Origin of the sequence: Inquilinus ginsengisoli, assembly GCF_031453975.1 — a bacterium.
GTDB lineage: Bacteria > Pseudomonadota > Alphaproteobacteria > DSM-16000 > Inquilinaceae > Inquilinus > Inquilinus ginsengisoli_A.
In genome coordinates this window covers 16251-32732 of record NZ_JAVDPW010000008.1, presented here as the reverse complement: position 1 = coordinate 32732, position 16482 = coordinate 16251, and the positions used below count along the sequence as shown (strand labels likewise).

13 protein-coding genes and 1 tRNA gene are annotated in these 16482 nt (G+C 66.8%); 3 read left to right on the top strand and 11 right to left on the bottom strand.

Going from position 1 to position 16482, the window contains the following annotated elements:
- The first annotated feature begins 113 nt into the window (after positions 1-113).
- Positions 114-188, top strand: a tRNA-Gly gene (locus tag E9232_RS21990).
- A 529-nt stretch (positions 189-717) separates the two neighbouring features.
- Positions 718-1617 (top strand): formate dehydrogenase accessory sulfurtransferase FdhD, encoded by a 900-nt coding sequence (locus E9232_RS21985; protein ID WP_309797511.1) that lies wholly within the window; start codon positions 718-720, stop codon positions 1615-1617.
- Positions 1618-2013: 396 nt separating this feature from the next.
- Here the strand turns inward: E9232_RS21985 and E9232_RS21980 are convergent, their stop codons facing one another.
- The 6 genes from E9232_RS21980 to E9232_RS21955 form a co-directional block, all read right to left on the bottom strand.
- Positions 2014-2613 (bottom strand): TorD/DmsD family molecular chaperone, encoded by a 600-nt coding sequence (locus E9232_RS21980; RefSeq protein ID WP_309797509.1) that lies wholly within the window; start codon positions 2611-2613, stop codon positions 2014-2016.
- 121 nt (positions 2614-2734) lie between these two features.
- On the bottom strand, positions 2735-3451 hold the full coding sequence (locus tag E9232_RS21975; protein ID WP_309797507.1) for a DUF3306 domain-containing protein: 717 nt from the start codon (positions 3449-3451) through the stop codon (positions 2735-2737).
- The gene (locus E9232_RS21970) at positions 3448-3975 is read right to left on the bottom strand and encodes a DUF3305 domain-containing protein (protein ID WP_309797506.1); all 528 of its coding nucleotides are present in this window, start codon (positions 3973-3975) and stop codon (positions 3448-3450) included. The genes E9232_RS21975 and E9232_RS21970 overlap by 4 nt, the downstream gene beginning before the upstream one ends.
- Positions 3972-4985: a DUF6352 family protein gene (locus E9232_RS21965; protein ID WP_309797505.1), complete on the bottom strand. Its 1014-nt coding sequence runs from the start codon at positions 4983-4985 to the stop codon at positions 3972-3974. The genes E9232_RS21970 and E9232_RS21965 overlap by 4 nt, the downstream gene beginning before the upstream one ends.
- Positions 4982-5518 carry a DUF6505 family protein gene (locus E9232_RS21960; protein WP_309797504.1) on the bottom strand — a complete coding sequence of 179 codons (537 nt, stop codon included), beginning with the start codon at positions 5516-5518 and terminating at the stop codon, positions 4982-4984. Before E9232_RS21960 ends, E9232_RS21965 begins: the two co-directional genes overlap by 4 nt.
- Positions 5515-6237, bottom strand: coding sequence for a biotin/lipoate--protein ligase family protein (locus E9232_RS21955; protein ID WP_309797503.1), 723 nt, complete (start codon positions 6235-6237; stop codon positions 5515-5517). The genes E9232_RS21960 and E9232_RS21955 overlap by 4 nt, the downstream gene beginning before the upstream one ends.
- Positions 6238-6400: 163 nt before the next feature.
- On the opposite strand from E9232_RS21955, the gene E9232_RS21950 reads away from it, so the two are divergent.
- Positions 6401-8383 (top strand): 4Fe-4S dicluster domain-containing protein, encoded by a 1983-nt coding sequence (locus E9232_RS21950; RefSeq protein WP_309797499.1) that lies wholly within the window; start codon positions 6401-6403, stop codon positions 8381-8383.
- Positions 8384-8421: 38 nt separating this feature from the next.
- Here the strand turns inward: E9232_RS21950 and E9232_RS21945 are convergent, their stop codons facing one another.
- The 5 genes from E9232_RS21945 to E9232_RS21925 all read right to left on the bottom strand — a co-directional run bounded on the left by E9232_RS21945 (position 8422) and on the right by E9232_RS21925 (position 16478).
- On the bottom strand, positions 8422-10386 hold the full coding sequence (locus tag E9232_RS21945; protein ID WP_309797498.1) for a molybdopterin biosynthesis protein: 1965 nt from the start codon (positions 10384-10386) through the stop codon (positions 8422-8424).
- Between the two features lie 3 nt (positions 10387-10389).
- Positions 10390-11637, bottom strand: coding sequence for a molybdopterin molybdotransferase MoeA (locus tag E9232_RS21940; protein WP_309797496.1), 1248 nt, complete (start codon positions 11635-11637; stop codon positions 10390-10392).
- A 197-nt stretch (positions 11638-11834) separates the two neighbouring features.
- Positions 11835-12854, bottom strand: coding sequence for a formate dehydrogenase subunit gamma (locus E9232_RS21935; protein ID WP_309797494.1), 1020 nt, complete (start codon positions 12852-12854; stop codon positions 11835-11837).
- A gap of 50 nt (positions 12855-12904) precedes the next feature.
- On the bottom strand, positions 12905-13507 hold the full coding sequence (gene fdh3B, locus E9232_RS21930; protein ID WP_309797492.1) for a formate dehydrogenase FDH3 subunit beta: 603 nt from the start codon (positions 13505-13507) through the stop codon (positions 12905-12907).
- 16 nt (positions 13508-13523) lie between these two features.
- Entirely contained in the window at positions 13524-16478 is a 2955-nt protein-coding gene (locus E9232_RS21925) for a formate dehydrogenase subunit alpha (RefSeq protein ID WP_309797489.1), read from the bottom strand.
- Between the last annotated feature and the right edge of the window lie 4 nt (positions 16479-16482).

Below are 16482 nucleotides of genomic sequence, written 5' to 3'. Positions count from 1 at the left end.
TGCCGCCGCATCTCCGGGCGTCGGAAATTTCGGCATTTAGGTGCTTGCAAATCCCGTGGCATCGGATATAACCCGCCACCTCGGACGGCGCTGCGGCGCCGGACGGCGCCAGAGCGGGCGTAGCTCAGGGGTAGAGCACAACCTTGCCAAGGTTGGGGTCGAGGGTTCGAATCCCTTCGCCCGCTCCAGTTTTTCGGGAAAATCAGTGCGTTAGGATGAGGCTGCGATGGCGGTCTCTTCGCGCTTTTGGCGCTGACACCACCGTCATGCGCCTCGAAATGTCTCCTGAGCCCGGCGCAATACGGCCGCAAATGCTGCATTCTCCGCTGATCTGGCGGTTGCCTGCGGTCCAAATGCCGCAAAGTCGCTCGTGCGTCACAGGTGAAGGGCTATCGTGTTGATTGGCCGACCGAAGCCCTGCTGGATCTCCACGGAATCGGGCGCCGGCGCACTGCCGGGCTTCTTTGGTACTGGGCTTCCACGACACGAATCGACGCAGGCTGCCGCTGAAGCTTAAAATGGGCAGTGGTGACGTATCTCCATCCTGCCGCTGGGCGATGCAACGTCGGCACACAGACGATGCCTGTGTTTCGGTCGCGGCGAGGCGATAGCGGGCGCCTTCAATGCTTTTCCGACGGAGGGAGCAGACATGCTGACGTCGCTGACCGAGCCTGGGCCGGACATGATGGTCGATTTCATCCCCTGCGGTGAAATGGCGTGACCGGCAAGCTCGTAGCCCCCGCAAGCCTCGTGATCAGGCCGAACCCAGCCGATCCGAGCCTTACCCGTTCGATCGACGGCATCGATCACGCTGGCGCCAAAGTCAATGTCACGGTCCCGGTCGAGCGTCCACTGACCTTGTTCCTCAACAGCCGAGAGATCGTCACGATGATGACGGTCGGAGACTATCCGGACTGTCTGGCGGTGGGATACCTGCTCAATCAGAACATGCTGCGACCCGATGACGAAATCACCGCCATCGAGCATGACGATGATCTGGAAGTCGTCGTCGTACGGACCGCCCGCGAGACCGACTTCGAGGACAAGCTTCGCAAGAAGACGCTGACCTCAGGATGTGCCCAGGGCACGGCTTTCGGCGATCTTCTGGAAAATTTTGCTGCGATCACGCTCGGACGTGAAGCAGAGTTGCGCGTTTCCTGGCTCTATAGCCTGAGCCGGGCCATCAACCTGACGCCGAGTCTCTACCTGGAAGCGGGCGCTATGCACGGTTGCGTGTTGTGCGAGCGGGATGCCCCGCTCGTCTATATGGAAGACGTCGGCCGGCACAACGCGATCGACAAGATCGCCGGATACATGTTCCTCAACGGTATTCGGCCAGAGGGAAAGCTCTTCTACACGACCGGGCGCCTGACGTCCGAAATGGTCATCAAGATCGTCCGCATGAGGATCCCGATCCTGATCAGCCGCTCGGGCTTTACGGCCTGGGGGGTCGACCTCGCGCGGCAAGCGAACCTCACGCTGATCGGCCGAGCAAAAGGCACCCGGTTCATCGCGCTGAGCGGCACTGAGCGCATCGTCTTCGATGCCGACCCAGCGGCGATCGATGCCGACTCTTCGAGATCCCAGGGCAAGGAGCGTCGCGAAGACGATGCGTGACCATGGGCTCGCCGTGGTTCTGGTCGGAACAGCGATTGGTGCCACTTCAAGCACATCGGGAACAAATCGTTGGAACGGGCTTGGCTGGCGGCAGGGGCGCACGGGGGTCAAAGATGCCGTGCCAAAGAGCCATATCTTGGCGCCGTCAACCTCGCCTCAGCACTGCCGTGTTCGCCCCTTCTCCAACGAAGCCTAGTTCCGGACGCTCGACTCGGCAAATGCGCTCGAAACTGGTTCCTGCACGAATTGGTCCAGCACAGCGGCGGCGCCAACAGCAATGATGACGGCTACTAAACATGCTACCAAGAAGCTGCGCACAACCTTTCTCCTCATTCCTGACGTCGTCGACTCAGAGGGGGAAGCCCCACATTGCTGAGGCATGCTTTCGCAGACTGGTTAAGCCGGCAATCTGAATGCCTCGATTTCGATCTCCGTGAAGACTCGGCCCAGCCCACCAACGGCGGCATAGAACGTCGCCGGCCTGGTCTGTTCGAGGTCCGCAAAGAATCGTCCGATCCACGGCGCGAGGTGCGTCTCGAAAATGTCACGCTCCGTTCCGACCGGAGCGGCGATCCGGCCGCCGGCGAGGCCTGCCATGATTTCAAGGAGCATGGCGGCATGATCCTCAGGTTCTGATTGTCCTTCCGCCGGCACGATCGCGAGCGGTTGCAGAACATCCCGCAGCCGCGCGAGGGGGCGACCGTACAGAGAGCCCGTCAAATAATAGGATGCGTAGGGAAGCAGCCCACCGCGCCCGAGCCCGCTGAAGAGGTCGAAATACTCCCGTTGGACCCCTTTGGCGTCGGTCCGGGCGGCAGCCTGCCCGAGCGCCGCATGCGCGATGCCGAGCGGGCTCGCATCGCCCTGCAGGCCGGCCAGGCTCTCGATCATGGCCGCGTCGGGGCATCGCGCCAGCAATGTCGAGAGCAACGCGTATTCCTGCTCGCGCGCCCGATCGATCTCGTCGACGGCATGGGCTGCGGGTTCGTCGCGCATGGCCTCCTGAGAGCCCGGATCCCGCATCTGCTCGATCCTTCAAGGATTCCGTACAATTCCGCCCGGACGCTAGAACCCGGGCGGGACGATCGTCAACGGCGTGCGCGTGGAGCTGCCGAGGTCATTTGGGCATGGCGCTCCCGTGCGGACGGCGATTGCGCCGTACGCCCGGTTCTGCGGCGCCCGACTCTGCGGCGGCATGTCGATCTGCCGCCGCGACCTCCGCCCCATGGCGCTCCTGCTCGCGCCCGACCGCATGCGGACTGCCGGGATCGTCTGCCGTGATCGCGACCCCCGGCCGGACGTCGTCGGCCTCGACGCGGTGGCCATCGGTGGCCGGCGACGCCGCGGGACGAGCGGGGGCGACGACTTCGGTGATCCGGCCCACGGCATCGTCCGTTGTGCCCATGATCCTGGCAAGGAGCCCCGGAACGTCGTCGGCGGCGGTCAGCGGTCCGAACCCTGGGATCGCGGTCGGGTCGTTAAAATTCCACTGGTTTTCGGCGATCCCGATGAAGTCTCGGATTGTCGGATCGGCGACCCAGGCGCGGCGCAGGGCAGCGCGCGTCAGGTCCGCCGGCACGCCGGACTGCAGGAACGAACGGATGTCGGTGCCGACGGAAATCGATTCGATCGGCGGCAGGCTGGCCGGGTCGAAGACCGGCGGACCGGGCGCGTTCGTTTCGGTCGGCGCGGCCGTCTCTGCATCCGCACCGACAGGCTTCGCCGCGACGGCATCCGATTTGAGAGGCAGAGGGGCGGGCTCGGAGTCCGTCCTGCTGCCGGCCTCCTCTTTCAGCCGCGACCAGCGTGACATGAAAGGTTCAGGCGCGCTCATTCGCCCCCCTCTTGGCCGCCGCTCTCTTGGCCGTCGTCGCGCCCGGCACGTCCATCCGTCGCAGCCCGGTCGCGCCGGCGTTTCACGAAGGGCCGCTCGACATGGTGCTCGGCGATGAAATCAGCAAGCTTCCCGGCGATGATGGCCGGCATGGGCACGGCCTCGACCAGATCGTTGCCGGCGTCCGTGAAAGCCTCGCCCTCCGCCGGATCGGCCGTCACGGTGAGAACCTCATAGGCCGGCTCAGACTTGGTGGGGCGCAGCACCACCCACAGCAAGGGTGCGCCGGAAGCCAGATTGGCGCGATAATTGACCGTTTCCGTCCGGTGCAGTTCGATCACGGCCTCGCCTGCGTAGAACATGGCGGCCGCCGCCCCAGCGCTGATCTGCGTCCAGGGCGCCGCCGAGGGGTTCCCGGGAAGGACCGAGACCGGGCGCCACAGGAAATCGAGCCACGGACTCATCGCCTTGCGGCGCTCCACGATGACGCCCACGGGAATGCGTGCGAGCGCCGTCTCCCTCACCGTGCCGCCTCCCGTTGCCGGATCGGAAGGCCGGTCACGAGATTCTGCGGTTTCAGTCGCAGCACCTTGTCGGCCGTCATGGCAACGATGAGATACACCGGTTCGCCCCTGAGCTCCTCGATCACGTCTCTCGGGTCCTCGAAAACCAGCCGATAGAGGCCGATCACGCGGGCCCGCGCCGCTTCGTCGAGATCGTCGCCGTTCCACAGCGCATCGCCGATGCGCGTCGCATCGGGATCCAGGCCAACATACCACCTCAGCGGCACGTCCCGCAGCTCGATCATGGGCTCGATCGCGACATCGATCGCGAGCAGATGGGCGATCCAGCGTGCAACGACGTCGCCGAGCGCCGCAAGCCCGCGCCGGCCGGTCGTGAGATCGAGCGCCATGTCGAACCGGTCGCTGCGATCCCAATAGCCGCCGTCGTTGGCATCGCTGAGCACGTCGATCTCGGCCGCCGTCGGCAATCCCAGCAGCGAGACCAGCGGCGACAGCGGCCGGCCGCCGAGGCCGGACACGGTCTCGTCATCGGCGGCCACGAGCGAGCCCTGGTGCAGGGCAAGCCGTTGCGGCCGGAAGAACATCTCGGCCGCCCGCAGCTCGAAAGCGTCGTCGCAGCCATCCAGTGCGTTTCGCAGGATCACCTGCACCAGCTGGTCGATGAAGAGATGCGGAAATCTGAGCCCACGCCGGACGAGGTCGAGATAGCCCGCCTCCAAGGTCTGGTGATCCAGGAGATGGTCGCGCCAGGCGATCATCAGCTCCCAGTTCTGGCGCGCGTCGGCATCGGCGATCGCCGCGATCTGCGACGGCGTGACCGCCTGGCGCGGCCGGTCCAGCAGAATGCTGCGAAGACTGTGTTCTGCCGGGCACGCGTCGGGCGGCGGCGCAAGTTCCGGTCGGGCCAGATAGGCTTTCAGGAATTCGTCCGTGACCACCAGCCCGCCGCCCGGGCCGCGATCCAGCAGATGATGGCCGCAGGAGAGCCAGAAGTCGCGCCGCGCGTTCAACGGCGTTCCCCTTTCGCGAGGCCCGCGAGATCGACCTCCTCCGCCGCTTCTTCCGCGTCCGTCATCGCCGTGAAGTCGAAGGCGCGCGCCGGCTTCAACCGGTTGGCGGGGTGCAGGCTACGAAACGCCTCGTGGATCGACCCGTTCTCGTAGCGGCGCGATACGGCTGCCAGCATTCCGGTGGGGTGATCGCAGAGCGAGGCCGCGAAGGCGACCTCCTCCTCCGCCGCCGGCCGCGCGGTCCGCAGATCGGGGGCACCGAAGCTCTCGACCAGGCGCTTGGCCAGGGTTTCCACGGCCTCCGCTCGGTCCGTCTCGCTTGCCTCGACGATCTGCGCCAATGTCGACCATCCGAGCGAAGCGATGCCGAGAAAGCCCGCCCGAAAGGCGGCACGGGCGCCGCCCACGAGTGTGGCCGGGTCGATGCGTGCAAACGCGAAAGCGCCCGACACTGCCCATTCCCCAGGCTCCGCCGCCCTCTCGAACACGAATGTGTCCGAGGGATCGGCCCGAATGGTTCGCAGCAGTTTCACGTGCGCAGCCCTCCGCTCGCCGGGTCGAGCCATGTCGGTGCGGCGAGCGCTTCCGCCAGGGAACGGCGATCGGGCAACCGCCCGTCGAGCCGGCGTAGCACCAAGTTGCCATTGTCGTCGATGGCGGGTGTGGCGCCTCCCTCGCATCCGAGATGCGCGAGATAGCTGTCCGCCACCACGCCGAAGCCGTCCGTCTGCCATTCGTCTATGGCGGCGGCGAAATGGCGCGCCCACGACTCGACCAGCCGGGCGGGATGCGGCCCGTCGATGCCCTGGTCGTCAGACGCCTCGGCCACCCTCGCCATCGCGCCGAGCACGAGCCAGTCCGGCAGGCTGTCTTCATCCGCCGCCGCCGGCCAGGCGAGACGCACGCCACCGGCCAATGCGCCATCGACATGAAGCGCATCAGGCCAGGCGAAGGTGATCAGCCGGTGCGGCGGCGCATCCGCCGCCAGCGCCGCTCTCAGGGCGATCAAGCCGGCATAGAGCGCGCGGCGCGCTGTCGCAAGCGGCTCCTCCGGCTCGAGGACCACCGCGAATTCCGCAATGTCGAAGCGGCCGACATGGACGAGCGTGCCTGCGCCTTCGTGGGCCGCGACGGTCGTGGCATGGGCAAACGCATCGCCCGCCTCCCTGAGCCTCACGAGGCGGAAGGGAGGCGGCAGATCAAGCCCAGACGGTGGGGGCAGGCGCCCCCGGCGGCGTGCCTCGATCGGCACAGGACCTCCAGGATTTACGATGTCGAACTTGTGTGACTATATGGGCCAGGAGTGGCCGGGCAAATAGCTTGGCGCAGAAGACTCAGATCCCGATCGCTGGGGAATCACGAGACACATGCCGGCTCCGCCTGAGACGATCGTGATCTGCTCGTGTGAAGACACGATGCCGCTCGACGCAGAGGCCATTCGGCGCGGCTGCCGCGGCGATCAGGTCACGACGGCGCGACACCTCTGCCGGGCGGAGCTCCACCGCTTCCGGGCGATCGCCGCCGAGGCTGGTCCGCTGACGGTCGGCTGCACGCAGGAGGTCGCCCTGTTCTCCGAGGCTGCGGCCGAGAGCGGGCGAACGGCGCCCATCCGGTACGCGAACATCCGCGAGACCGCGGGATGGTCCGGCGACGCCGCCCGGGCCGGGCCAAAAATGGCGGCACTTCTCGCCGTGGCGGCGGAGCCCGTGCCGGATGTGCCGTTTGTCGATGTCGCGAGCGAAGGCGTCATCCTCGTCTACGGCCGCGACGAAGTGGCCGTCGAGGCCGGCGACCTGCTCAAGGAGCATCTCGACGTCACCGTGCTGATCAAGCCGCCGGCGGCCATCGTGCCGCGGCGCATCGCCGATTTTCCGGTCGCGAAGGGGCTGATCCGGACGGCCGCAGGCCATCTCGGCGCATTCGAGGTGACGGTCGACGATTTCGCGCCGCCGGCGCCGTCCTCGCGCGCCGTCTTGTCGTTCGGCCCCTCGCGCCACGGCACCCGGTCGCGCTGCGACATCATTCTCGATCTCTCCGGCGGGCCGCCGCTGTTCAACGCCGCCGATCTGCGCGATGGCTATCTGCGCGCCGATCCTGCCAATCCCGCGGCGATGCTGCAGGCCGTCCTGAAGGCCCGCGACCTCGTCGGCACCTTCGAGAAGCCGCGCTACATCGCCTTCGACGCGCCGCTCTGCGCCCATTCGCGCTCGCAGATCGTCGGCTGCACCCGCTGCCTCGATCTCTGCCCGACCGGTGCCATCGCGCCGGCCGGCGACCATGTGGCGATCGATCCGTATGTCTGCGCCGGCTGCGGTCAATGCGCGGCGGTCTGCCCGACCGGTGCGGCGTCCTACGCATTGCCGCCGCCGGATGTGCTGATGCGCAAGCTGCGCGCGATGCTCGTCGCCTATCGCGGGGCGGGTGGCGAGCAGGCAGTCGTGCTGCTGCACGATGAACCGCACGGCGCGGCGCTGATCGATGCGCTGGCCCGGTTCGGCGAAGGGCTGCCGGCGCATGTGCTGCCGCTGGCCGTCAATGAGGTCACCCAGATCGGCCTGGAAAGCATCGCCGCGGCCTTCGCCTTCGGCGCGTCGGCGGTGCGGCTCCTCCTACGGGGACGGCCGCGCCACGACGTCACGGGGTTGGAACGAACGATCGCGCTGGCAGACCCCATCCTGGCCGGGCTCGGCTTCGGCACCGACCGGGTTGCGATCATCGAGACGGACGACCCGGACGGTCTGAGCAGAGCATTGACCGGGATCCCGTCGATGCCATCGGCGCCGCGTCCGGCGAGCTTCCTTCCGATCGGTGGGAAGCGGGGCCTGCTGCGCTTCGCGCTGCACGAGCTTCACCGTGCTTCACCCGCCCCTGTCGACATCGTGGCGCTGCCCGAAGGGGCGCCGTTCGGCGCGGTGGAGATCGATGTCGGCGGCTGCACGTTGTGCCTCTCCTGCGTGTCGGCGTGCCCGACCGGAGCGCTGGGCGACGATCCCGAGCGGCCGATGCTGCGCTTCGTCGAAGACGCCTGCGTGCAGTGCGGATTGTGTAAGGCGACCTGTCCCGAGAGCGTGATCACGCTCAGGCCCCAGCTGGATTTTCGCACCGCCGCGACGTCGGCACGCGTCCTCAAGCAGGAGGAGCCGTTCTGCTGCATTCGCTGCGGCAAGCCATTCGGGGTCAAGAGCACGATCGATCGCGTGACAGCGAAGCTGCAGGGCACGCACTGGATGTACGAAGGCTCGCCCAACCGTCTCGACGTCATCAAGATGTGCGAGGATTGCCGCGTTGCCTTCGTCACGGAGGAAGCCTTCGACCCTTACGGGACGCCGACCCGAACCGCGCGCACCACGGACGATTATCTGCGCGAGCGCGATCAGGCCAAAAAAGGCGAGAGCTGAGCGGGCACCTTCCCCCCGCAGGAGCCCGACTCGTTGTCCTATAGGGTGAAGCCGAGATCCGAGAGCTGCGCGCGCACCGGATCTTGCCGCAGGAGTTCGAGGAAGCGGAGCACTGGCGGGCGTGTTGCCCGTGCCTTGGGGACGACGAAGTCATAGCGTTCCGGCTGCAGCGGCAGGAAGCCGAGACCATAGCGCTGCGCCACCGTCTCGATCGCCACACCCCAATCGGCGCGCCCCTGCGCGACCGCCGCGGCGACCGCGTTGTGCGACTTCGCCTGGTGCGAATAGCCGGCGGGACGGGTGCCGTCCAGCAGGCGGTCGATGACGATCCGGGTACCGCTGCCGGAGTTGCGGTTGATCATCAGGCAGGACGGATGGGCGAGCGCCGCTGCCATGCAGACCTCGACCGGACGACCTTCGAAGCGGGCATCACCCGGCCGGAACACGAGGCCCTGCAAGCGACCATAGCCGGGGACGAGATCCAGCGATTCGGTCAGGAAGGGACGATTGTATTCGCCCGTCGCCGGATCCATGAGATGGATGCCGGCGACATCGCACTCGCCGCGCTTCGCCGCCGCGAGGCCGCCCGTGCTGCCGACCGCCAGGGCCTTCACTGCGTAACCCTCGGCCGTCATCCGGCCGATCAGCATGTCGAGCCCGACACAATGGCTTCCGATCACCACGAGGTCCGCCAGCCTGTGCCCCGCGCCGATCAGGGTGACATCGACCGTCGTGCCGGCCGGCACCGTTTCCGTCTGCGGTGCGATCCTGAAAAAGCCGTCGGCATGGCCGAAGGCGGTCACCGCGCCGGAGCCTTTGGCCGTCGGATAGGCGGAGAGGCCGCCAGCCTCGCGCGGAACCAGCGAGGTCATGACATACTCGGTGCGACCGCGCTCCGAGGCCACGCGCATGGAAAGCTCGGCCGTCACGGTCTCGCGCCGTTCGGGCGCGCGGCCGGCAAAGGCGCGGATGACCGGCGCCACGAATTCGTGGAAGGTGAAGATCGCCGAAGTCGGAAAGCCGGGCAGGACGACGACCGGCTTGCCATGCGAGACGGCGAGGCAGATCGGCTTGCCCGGCTTGAGCGCCACCCCGTGGACGACGATGCCCGGATCCCCGAGCCGGCTCACCACCTGATAGGCCAGATCGCCCGCGCCTTTCGACGTGCCGCCGGACAACAGCACGATGTCATGGGCGAGGGCCGTCTCCAGAAGCGCCGTCAGCTCCGCTTCGTTGTCGCGGGCGATGCCCAGCCGAACGGGCTCGCCGCCAAGCTCCTCGACGGCGGCGGCAAGGATCGCTGCGTTGGAATCGTAGACGCCACCAGGGCGCGGGGGATCGCCGGGCGCGACAAGCTCATCGCCTGTGGAAAAGATCGCCACCCTCGGCTTGCGCCACACGAAGACCTCGGCAAGGCCGACGGCCGCCAGGGCACCGATCTCGCGTGAGCTGAGCACCTGGCCGGCACGCAGCACGGTCTCGCCGCTCGCGATGTCGAAGCCCGCGGCCTGGATGAACTGTCCGGGTGCGACGGCACGCTGGATCTCCACCGCAAGACCGTCATCACCATCATGCGTGTCGCTATGCTCGACCATCACGATGGCATCGGCACCGCGCGGGACCATCCCGCCGGTTGCGATGACGGTTGCGGTTTCTCCGGCCACGTCGCATTCCGGCTCGACGCCGGGGGTGAGGATCTCGGTGTTGAGACGGAGGCGGCGCGGCACCTCGTCGGAGGCGCCCGCGACATCGGCGGCGCGCACCGCAAACCCGTCCACGCTCGCCCTGTCGAAGCTGGGGACATCGATGTCGGCAACGACATCGCGCGCGAGGACCCGGCCGAGTGCCTGCGCCAGCGGTACGGCCTCCTCGCCCAGCGGCGCCATCGCGATGTGCCGGCGGAACCGCGCCTCGGCCTCGTCGCGGTCGACAACCTCGAGGAATTGCTCCTGCCGCGCGGCCTTGCGCAAGGCCTCCTTCAGGGCGTCGGCCAATCGTCGCACTCCTCAAGCACAGGCAAAGTCCGCACCGGTCGCCTGATAGACATGCACGTCGACGCGCGTGCCCGATGCATATCCTTCGAGCGCCGCCGGAATCACCACGAACCCATCGGCGCGGACCGCGGAGGCAAGGCCGCCGCGTTCGGCCGAACCGACAGGTTCCACCAGACCACCGGCGAATCGCACCTGGCAGATGTCGACCACACCCACCGCCGAGACGATCTTGCGACCGAGCTCGGCCTGGCGCAACGGATGCGGCGGATCCGGATCGAGACCGCCGAGCCGCCGGATCAGCCGGCCCCCGAGCATCTCGTAGGCACAGAGGCACGCCAGCGGATCGCCCGGCAACAGCATGACCGGCACGCCGCCGACAAGCCCCATCCCGGTCGAACCACCCGGTCGCAGGGCGAGGCCGTGGATCGACAGACGGCCGGCCTCGGCGAGCGCGAGCGGTGCTTCGTCGTCCGGGCCCGTTCCGGTCCGCCCGGCGACGAGAATGGCGTCCGCCGGGGTGCCGGTCAGCGCCTCGACCATGGCGGCCCGTCCCGCCGCGTCGGCTGCGATGTCCGAGACGATGCCGCCGTCGCGGCGGACCAAAGCGCTGAGCATCACGCCATCGGCATCGCGAGCCGGACCGGCGGGCGCGGATTTCGGACCGGCGATGATCAGCTTGATCCGCGGCCGTCGCACGACACGAACCTGCCCAAGGCCGAACGACAGGATGACGGCCGCGTCCTGCACCCGCAGCCTGCGCCCTGGTTCGATCACCAGCGTTCCGGCTGCGGCGTCCCGCGCCTTGCTTTCAACGCCTGTTCCGGCCGCAACCGCGCCGAATACCTCCAGCATCGCGCCGCTCGGCTGCGCGATCTCGAACGGGATGACGGCATCGGCGCCGGCCGGCAGCGGCGCGCCGGACGCGACCAGCGCCGCGGCTCCGGCCGGTAGCGGGTCCTCCGCATTCCGCAGCGCGAAGGGCAATGGATTGTAATCGCTGGCGCCGATGGTCTCGCCGGCCCTGAGGGCATAGCCGTTTTCCGCGGCCCGGTCGTGCTGGGGACGGCCCCGCGGCGCTTCGATCGGCGTGGCGAGGATGCGCCCGGCTGCAAGGGCCGCGTCGATCTGCTCGGCCGGAAGGATTTGCGCATGCCTGTCGATCCACGCCACGGCCCGTGCGAAGGAAACACGGTCGGCGAAGCCCGCCAGTCGCACATCGCCCGGCCGCGCCGGACCATCCTCGGTCTCGTCATCCGACATGAGATGCCGGCGTCGATCGACCCGCTGAATCCAGGAACGCGGAAACCGACACAGTGAACCCGACGTCGCCGGCCCTGGGCGGGACAACCGGCACCTTCGCCTTCAGGGTCAAGACCATACGCCGATCCAGTGACAGACCGGCATGGTGACTGTTCGTGACCGTTCGAGGCACCACAACCCGGCCGCAGGAACCAGGCTCATTCCGCCGGCGTGGCCGATGGTTGTGCCGGGCCGGCCGAGCGCTCCTTGGCGAGTTGCTCCGCCAGCCAGAGGTCGTGGTGCTCCTTCGCCCAGTTGAGGTCGACCTCGCCCGTCCCCATGGCCTCGAACGCGCCTTCCATTCCGAGCGTGCCGATGTAGATGTGGCCGAGGATCACGGCGACGAACAGAACCGCCACCACGGCGTGCACCACCTGCGCGATCTGCATCCCGGCGATGTTCGTCGCATAGAAGGGAAACATCAGCAGATAGCCCGACACGATGACCGCCACCCCGCCGCCGAGCGCGAACCAGAACACCAGCTTCTCGCCGGCATTGAAGCGCCCGGCCGGTGCGTGCTTCGACTTGATGAAGCCTCCCCCCTGCTTCATCCAGTCGACATCCACCTTGCGCGGGATGTTGTCCTTGATCCAAAGCGCCACGATGAGGACGAGGCCGACCACGAACGCGAAGCTGACGAAATTGTGCACGTACTTCGCGGCCTGCGAGAGGCCGCTGAACGCCTCCGGACCGATCACCGGCAGAAGCACGATCTTGCCGAACGTGATGTTCAATCCTGTCAGGCCGAGAAGGACAAAGGACACCGCCGTCAGCCAATGCGAGAATCGTTCGAAGGCACCGAAGCGGTGAACCTTCCGTCCGGACCGTCCTGCCGAAATCCGGATGCGGCCCATGATCAGGTAGGCCGCCCCGAGGATCGCGATCGTCCCCACGATCACGAGCGCACCGAACCAGTGCAGGAGCACTTCGTGGAAATAATCCCACTCCCGCCCTGCGGGCTGGATGAGCACGCTGGCCTTCTCGTCGGGAATGTCGATGCGCCCCTGGATGCGTGGGGCTTGCTCCAACAGCGTCTGTTCGTTCACGACGCTCGCGGTCGGGTTGGGGGCGCCGTCGGGCCCGCTCTGTTGGGCGAGCGCCGGACTCGCCGCGGCAAGCAAGACGGAGATCGCCAGCGCGCCAAAGACGAGGCCGGCGCGGGTCGGAAGCTTCGTCATGGTCCTTCTCCCACCTCTGGCTGGCCAGAGCCGATCCCGGCCGGAACAGCTCAGACCGCGATGCTCTCGTGATAGGCAGTCATCCAGCCCCAGGCACCGGAGCCGTAGCCCCGCGCCAAGACCCGCTCCTTGTAGATCTGGGCAATGATCTCGCCATCGCCGGCGAGCAGCGATTTGGTGGAACACATCTCGGCGCACATCGGCAGCTTGCCCTCACCGAACCGGTCGGAGCCGTATTTCTCGTATTCCTCGGCGCTGCCGGAGGCCTCTGTCCCGCCGCCGCCGGCGCAGTAGGTGCACTTGTCCATCTTGCCGCGCGAGCCGAAATTGCCGATCCGCGGATATTGCGGCGCCCCGAAGGGGCAGGCGTAGAAGCAGTAGCCGCAGCCGATGCACAGATCCTTCGAGTGAAGCACGATGCCGTCGTCGGTCGGGAAGATGCACTCGACCGGGCAGACGGCCGCGCAGGGCGCGTCGGTGCAGTGCATGCACGCCATGGACACCGACCGTTCGCCCGGCTTGCCGTCATTGATGGTGACGACGCGCCGTCGATTGATGCCCCACGGCACCTCGTTCTCGTTCTTGCAGGCGGTGACGCAGGCGTTGCAGTCGATGCAGCGGTCGGCGTCGCAGAGGAATTTCATTCGTGCCATGGTGGCGTCCGTCTCCTCACGCCGCTCTGATTTGACAAAGCGTGGCCTTGGGTTCCTGCATGCCCGTCGCCGGATCGAAGCCGTAGGTCGTGAGCGTGTTGACGCTCTCGCCCAGGACGAACGGATCGGCACCCTTGGGATATTTGCTGCGCAGGTCGGCGCCCTCGAACCAGCCGGCGAAATGGAACGGCATCCACGCGACGCCTTTGCCGACCCGCTCCGTCACCAGGGCCTTCATCCGCGTTTTCGAGCTGCTCTCGGCCCCGGTGACCCAGACCCAGTTGCCGTCCTTGACGCCACGTTCGTCCGCATCCGCCGGATTGATCTCGACATACATGTCCTGCTTCAGCTCGGCCAGCCACTTGTTGGAGCGCGTCTCCTCGCCTCCGCCCTCGTACTCCACCAGCCGGCCCGAACTCAGGATCAGCGGGAACTGCTTGAAGACGCCGGTGTCGACGGCCGCCTTCTGAACGGTGAAGCCGATGTTGGGGACGCGGAACTGCTTGGCGTCCGGCAGGGTCGGATACTTCGCCACGAGATCGGGCCGCGACGTATAGATCACCTCGCGGTGGACCGGAATGGGATCGGGCAGGTTCCAGGCGATCATCCGGGCCTTGCCGTTGCCGTAGGGCGAGCAGCCATGCCCGACCGCCACGCGCTGGATGCCGCCCGAGAGGTCGAGGGACCACGATACGGCATCGGGATTGGCGGTGTTCACCTGCTGGATGATCGCCATTTCCGACGGGGTGAGATCCTTGTCCCAGCCCAGCTTCTTGAGCACGCCGAGAGTGAACTCCGGATATCCGTCCTTGATCTCGGAGTCGACCGAGTAGGACCCGTCCGAGAGGAGGTTGTCATGCTCCTCCTTCTCCACCTCCTGCCCGTTCTCGGTCACCTTGCGCTTGACCACGCGCTCGACGCCGAAGCGTGCGCGGAACGTGCCGCCGCCTTCCTTCACTGGCAGGTTGGTGTTGTAGAGGATGGGTGTGCCGGGATGCTTGAACTCCGGCGTGCCCCAGCATGGCCACGGCAGGCCATAGTAGTCGCCGCCGACCTCCGGGTCGTCCTTGGGTGCCCGAAGAGTGACCAGATCGAACTTGGCCTGATTCTTCATATGGGCCTTGAGCCGCTCGGGCGACTGCCCGCAATAGCCCGTCGACCATCCGCCGCGGTTGATCTCGCGCAGGATATCCTCGGCCGACACCGCTCCGTTCTCGACCTTGATGTTCTTGAACATCTGGTCGGCAAAGCCGAACTTGCGGGCGAGCATGTACATGACGTCGTAGTCGTTCTTCGATTCGAAGACCGGCGGCACGATCTGCTCGCCCCATTGGAGCGAACGGTTGGACGCCGTGCGCGATCCGTCCATCTCGAAGCTCGTGCAGGCCGGCAGCAGATAGGTGCCGTTCTTGCGTTCGGAGAGCACCGACCAGGCTGTCGGATAGGGATCGCAGACGACCAGAAGATCGAGCTTTTCGATCCCGCGAACCGCTTCCGGCATTCTGGTGATGGTGTTGACGCCGTGTCCCATCACGAACATCGCCTGCAGCGTGTCAGGCTGGCCGACCTGGTCCTTCGGCAACAGGGTGGCGTCGAACCATCGCGTGCTCGGGATTCCGGGCCCTTCCATCAACGGCTTGCTGGCGAAGCGGGAGCTCATCCAGCTGTAGTCCACCTGCCACACCCGGCACCAATGCCGCCACGCGTCCTCGGACAAACCGTAGTAGAGCGGCAACGTCGTCACATCGAGGCCGAGATCAGTCGCCCCTTGGACATTGGTGTGGCCGCGGAAGATATTGGCGCCGCCGCCGGCGTGCCCGACATTGCCGGTGGCGAGCAGCAGGATGCAACTCGCACGGACGTTCGCCGTTCCGGTCGTGAACTGGGTCTGTCCCATGGCCCAGATGAGCGTCGCCGGCTTTTCCTTCGAGAAGACTTCGGCGATGTGCTTGACCTGGGCCTCCGGCAGGCCGGTGACGCGCTCGACCTCGTCGGGCGTCCACTTCGCAACCTCCTTCCGGATGTCATCCAGGCCATAGACACGCTGGCGGAGGAATTCCGTGTCCTCCCAACCGTTCTGAAAAATGTGCCAAAGCATGCCGTAGATGGTTGGAATGTGCGCGCCGGGCCGCACGCGGACATACTCGGTGGCATGCGCAGCGGTCCGCGTCATCCGGGGATCGATGACGATCATGTTGGCGCGGTTGAGTTCCTTGCCCTCCAGAATATGCTGCAGCGAAACCGGATGCGCCTCGGCAGGGTTGCCGCCCATGATCAGAATGGTCTTGGCGTTGCGGATGTCGTTGTAGCTGTTGGTCATCGCGCCATAGCCCCACGTGTTGGCCACGCCCGTGACCGTGGTGGAATGGCAGATGCGCGCCTGGTGGTCGGAGTTGTTGGTTCCCCAGAAGGCGGCCAGCTTGCGGTTGAGATAGGCGGCTTCGTTGGTGAACTTGGCCGAGCCGAGCCAGTAGACCGAGTCGGGCCCGGACTTCTGGCGGATCTCCAGAAGCCTGTCGCCGATTTCGTCGATGGCCTGGTCCCAGGACACGCGGGTCCACTGGCCGTCCACAAGCTTCACCGGATAGCGCAGGCGGCGTTCGTTCAGCACGTCGTCGCGAACCGCGGCCCCCTTGCAGCAATGCGAGCCGCGATTGATCGGGCTCTCGTAGGCCGGCTCCTGGCCGATCCACACCCCGTTCGCCACCTTGGCGATGACCGAGCAGCCCACCGAACAATGGGTGCAGACATTCTTGTGCGTCGTGACCGTCGCGCCAGGGGGGGGCGGCGGGCCGGCGTCAGCCTTGCGGATGTTGCCGAGCGGCAGGCTGCCGAGCGCCGCCAAGCCTCCGGCTGCGAGGCCGGAGCGCCGCAGGAAGGTCCGGCGATCGAGGCCGCCGCTCTCGGGGCCAGCAAGCGCGGCGGCGAGCGTTCCATGGCCGGCCCGACGTTCCGACTTCCTGATCAGCACGAAC

Bases quoted from the DNA above. Each gene is read 5' to 3' on its own strand.
- fdh3B (WP_309797492.1), bottom strand. From the start codon at position 13,507: ATGGCACGAATGAAATTCCTCTGCGACGCCGACCGCTGCATCGACTGC.
- E9232_RS21980 (WP_309797509.1), bottom strand. From the start codon at position 2,613: ATGCGCGACGAACCCGCAGCCCATGCCGTCGACGAGATCGATCGGGCG.
- E9232_RS21935 (WP_309797494.1), bottom strand. From the start codon at position 12,854: ATGACGAAGCTTCCGACCCGCGCCGGCCTCGTCTTTGGCGCGCTGGCG.
- E9232_RS21950 (WP_309797499.1), top strand. From the start codon at position 6,401: ATGCCGCTCGACGCAGAGGCCATTCGGCGCGGCTGCCGCGGCGATCAG.
- E9232_RS21940 (WP_309797496.1), bottom strand. From the start codon at position 11,637: ATGTCGGATGACGAGACCGAGGATGGTCCGGCGCGGCCGGGCGATGTG.
- E9232_RS21975 (WP_309797507.1), bottom strand. From the start codon at position 3,451: ATGAGCGCGCCTGAACCTTTCATGTCACGCTGGTCGCGGCTGAAAGAG.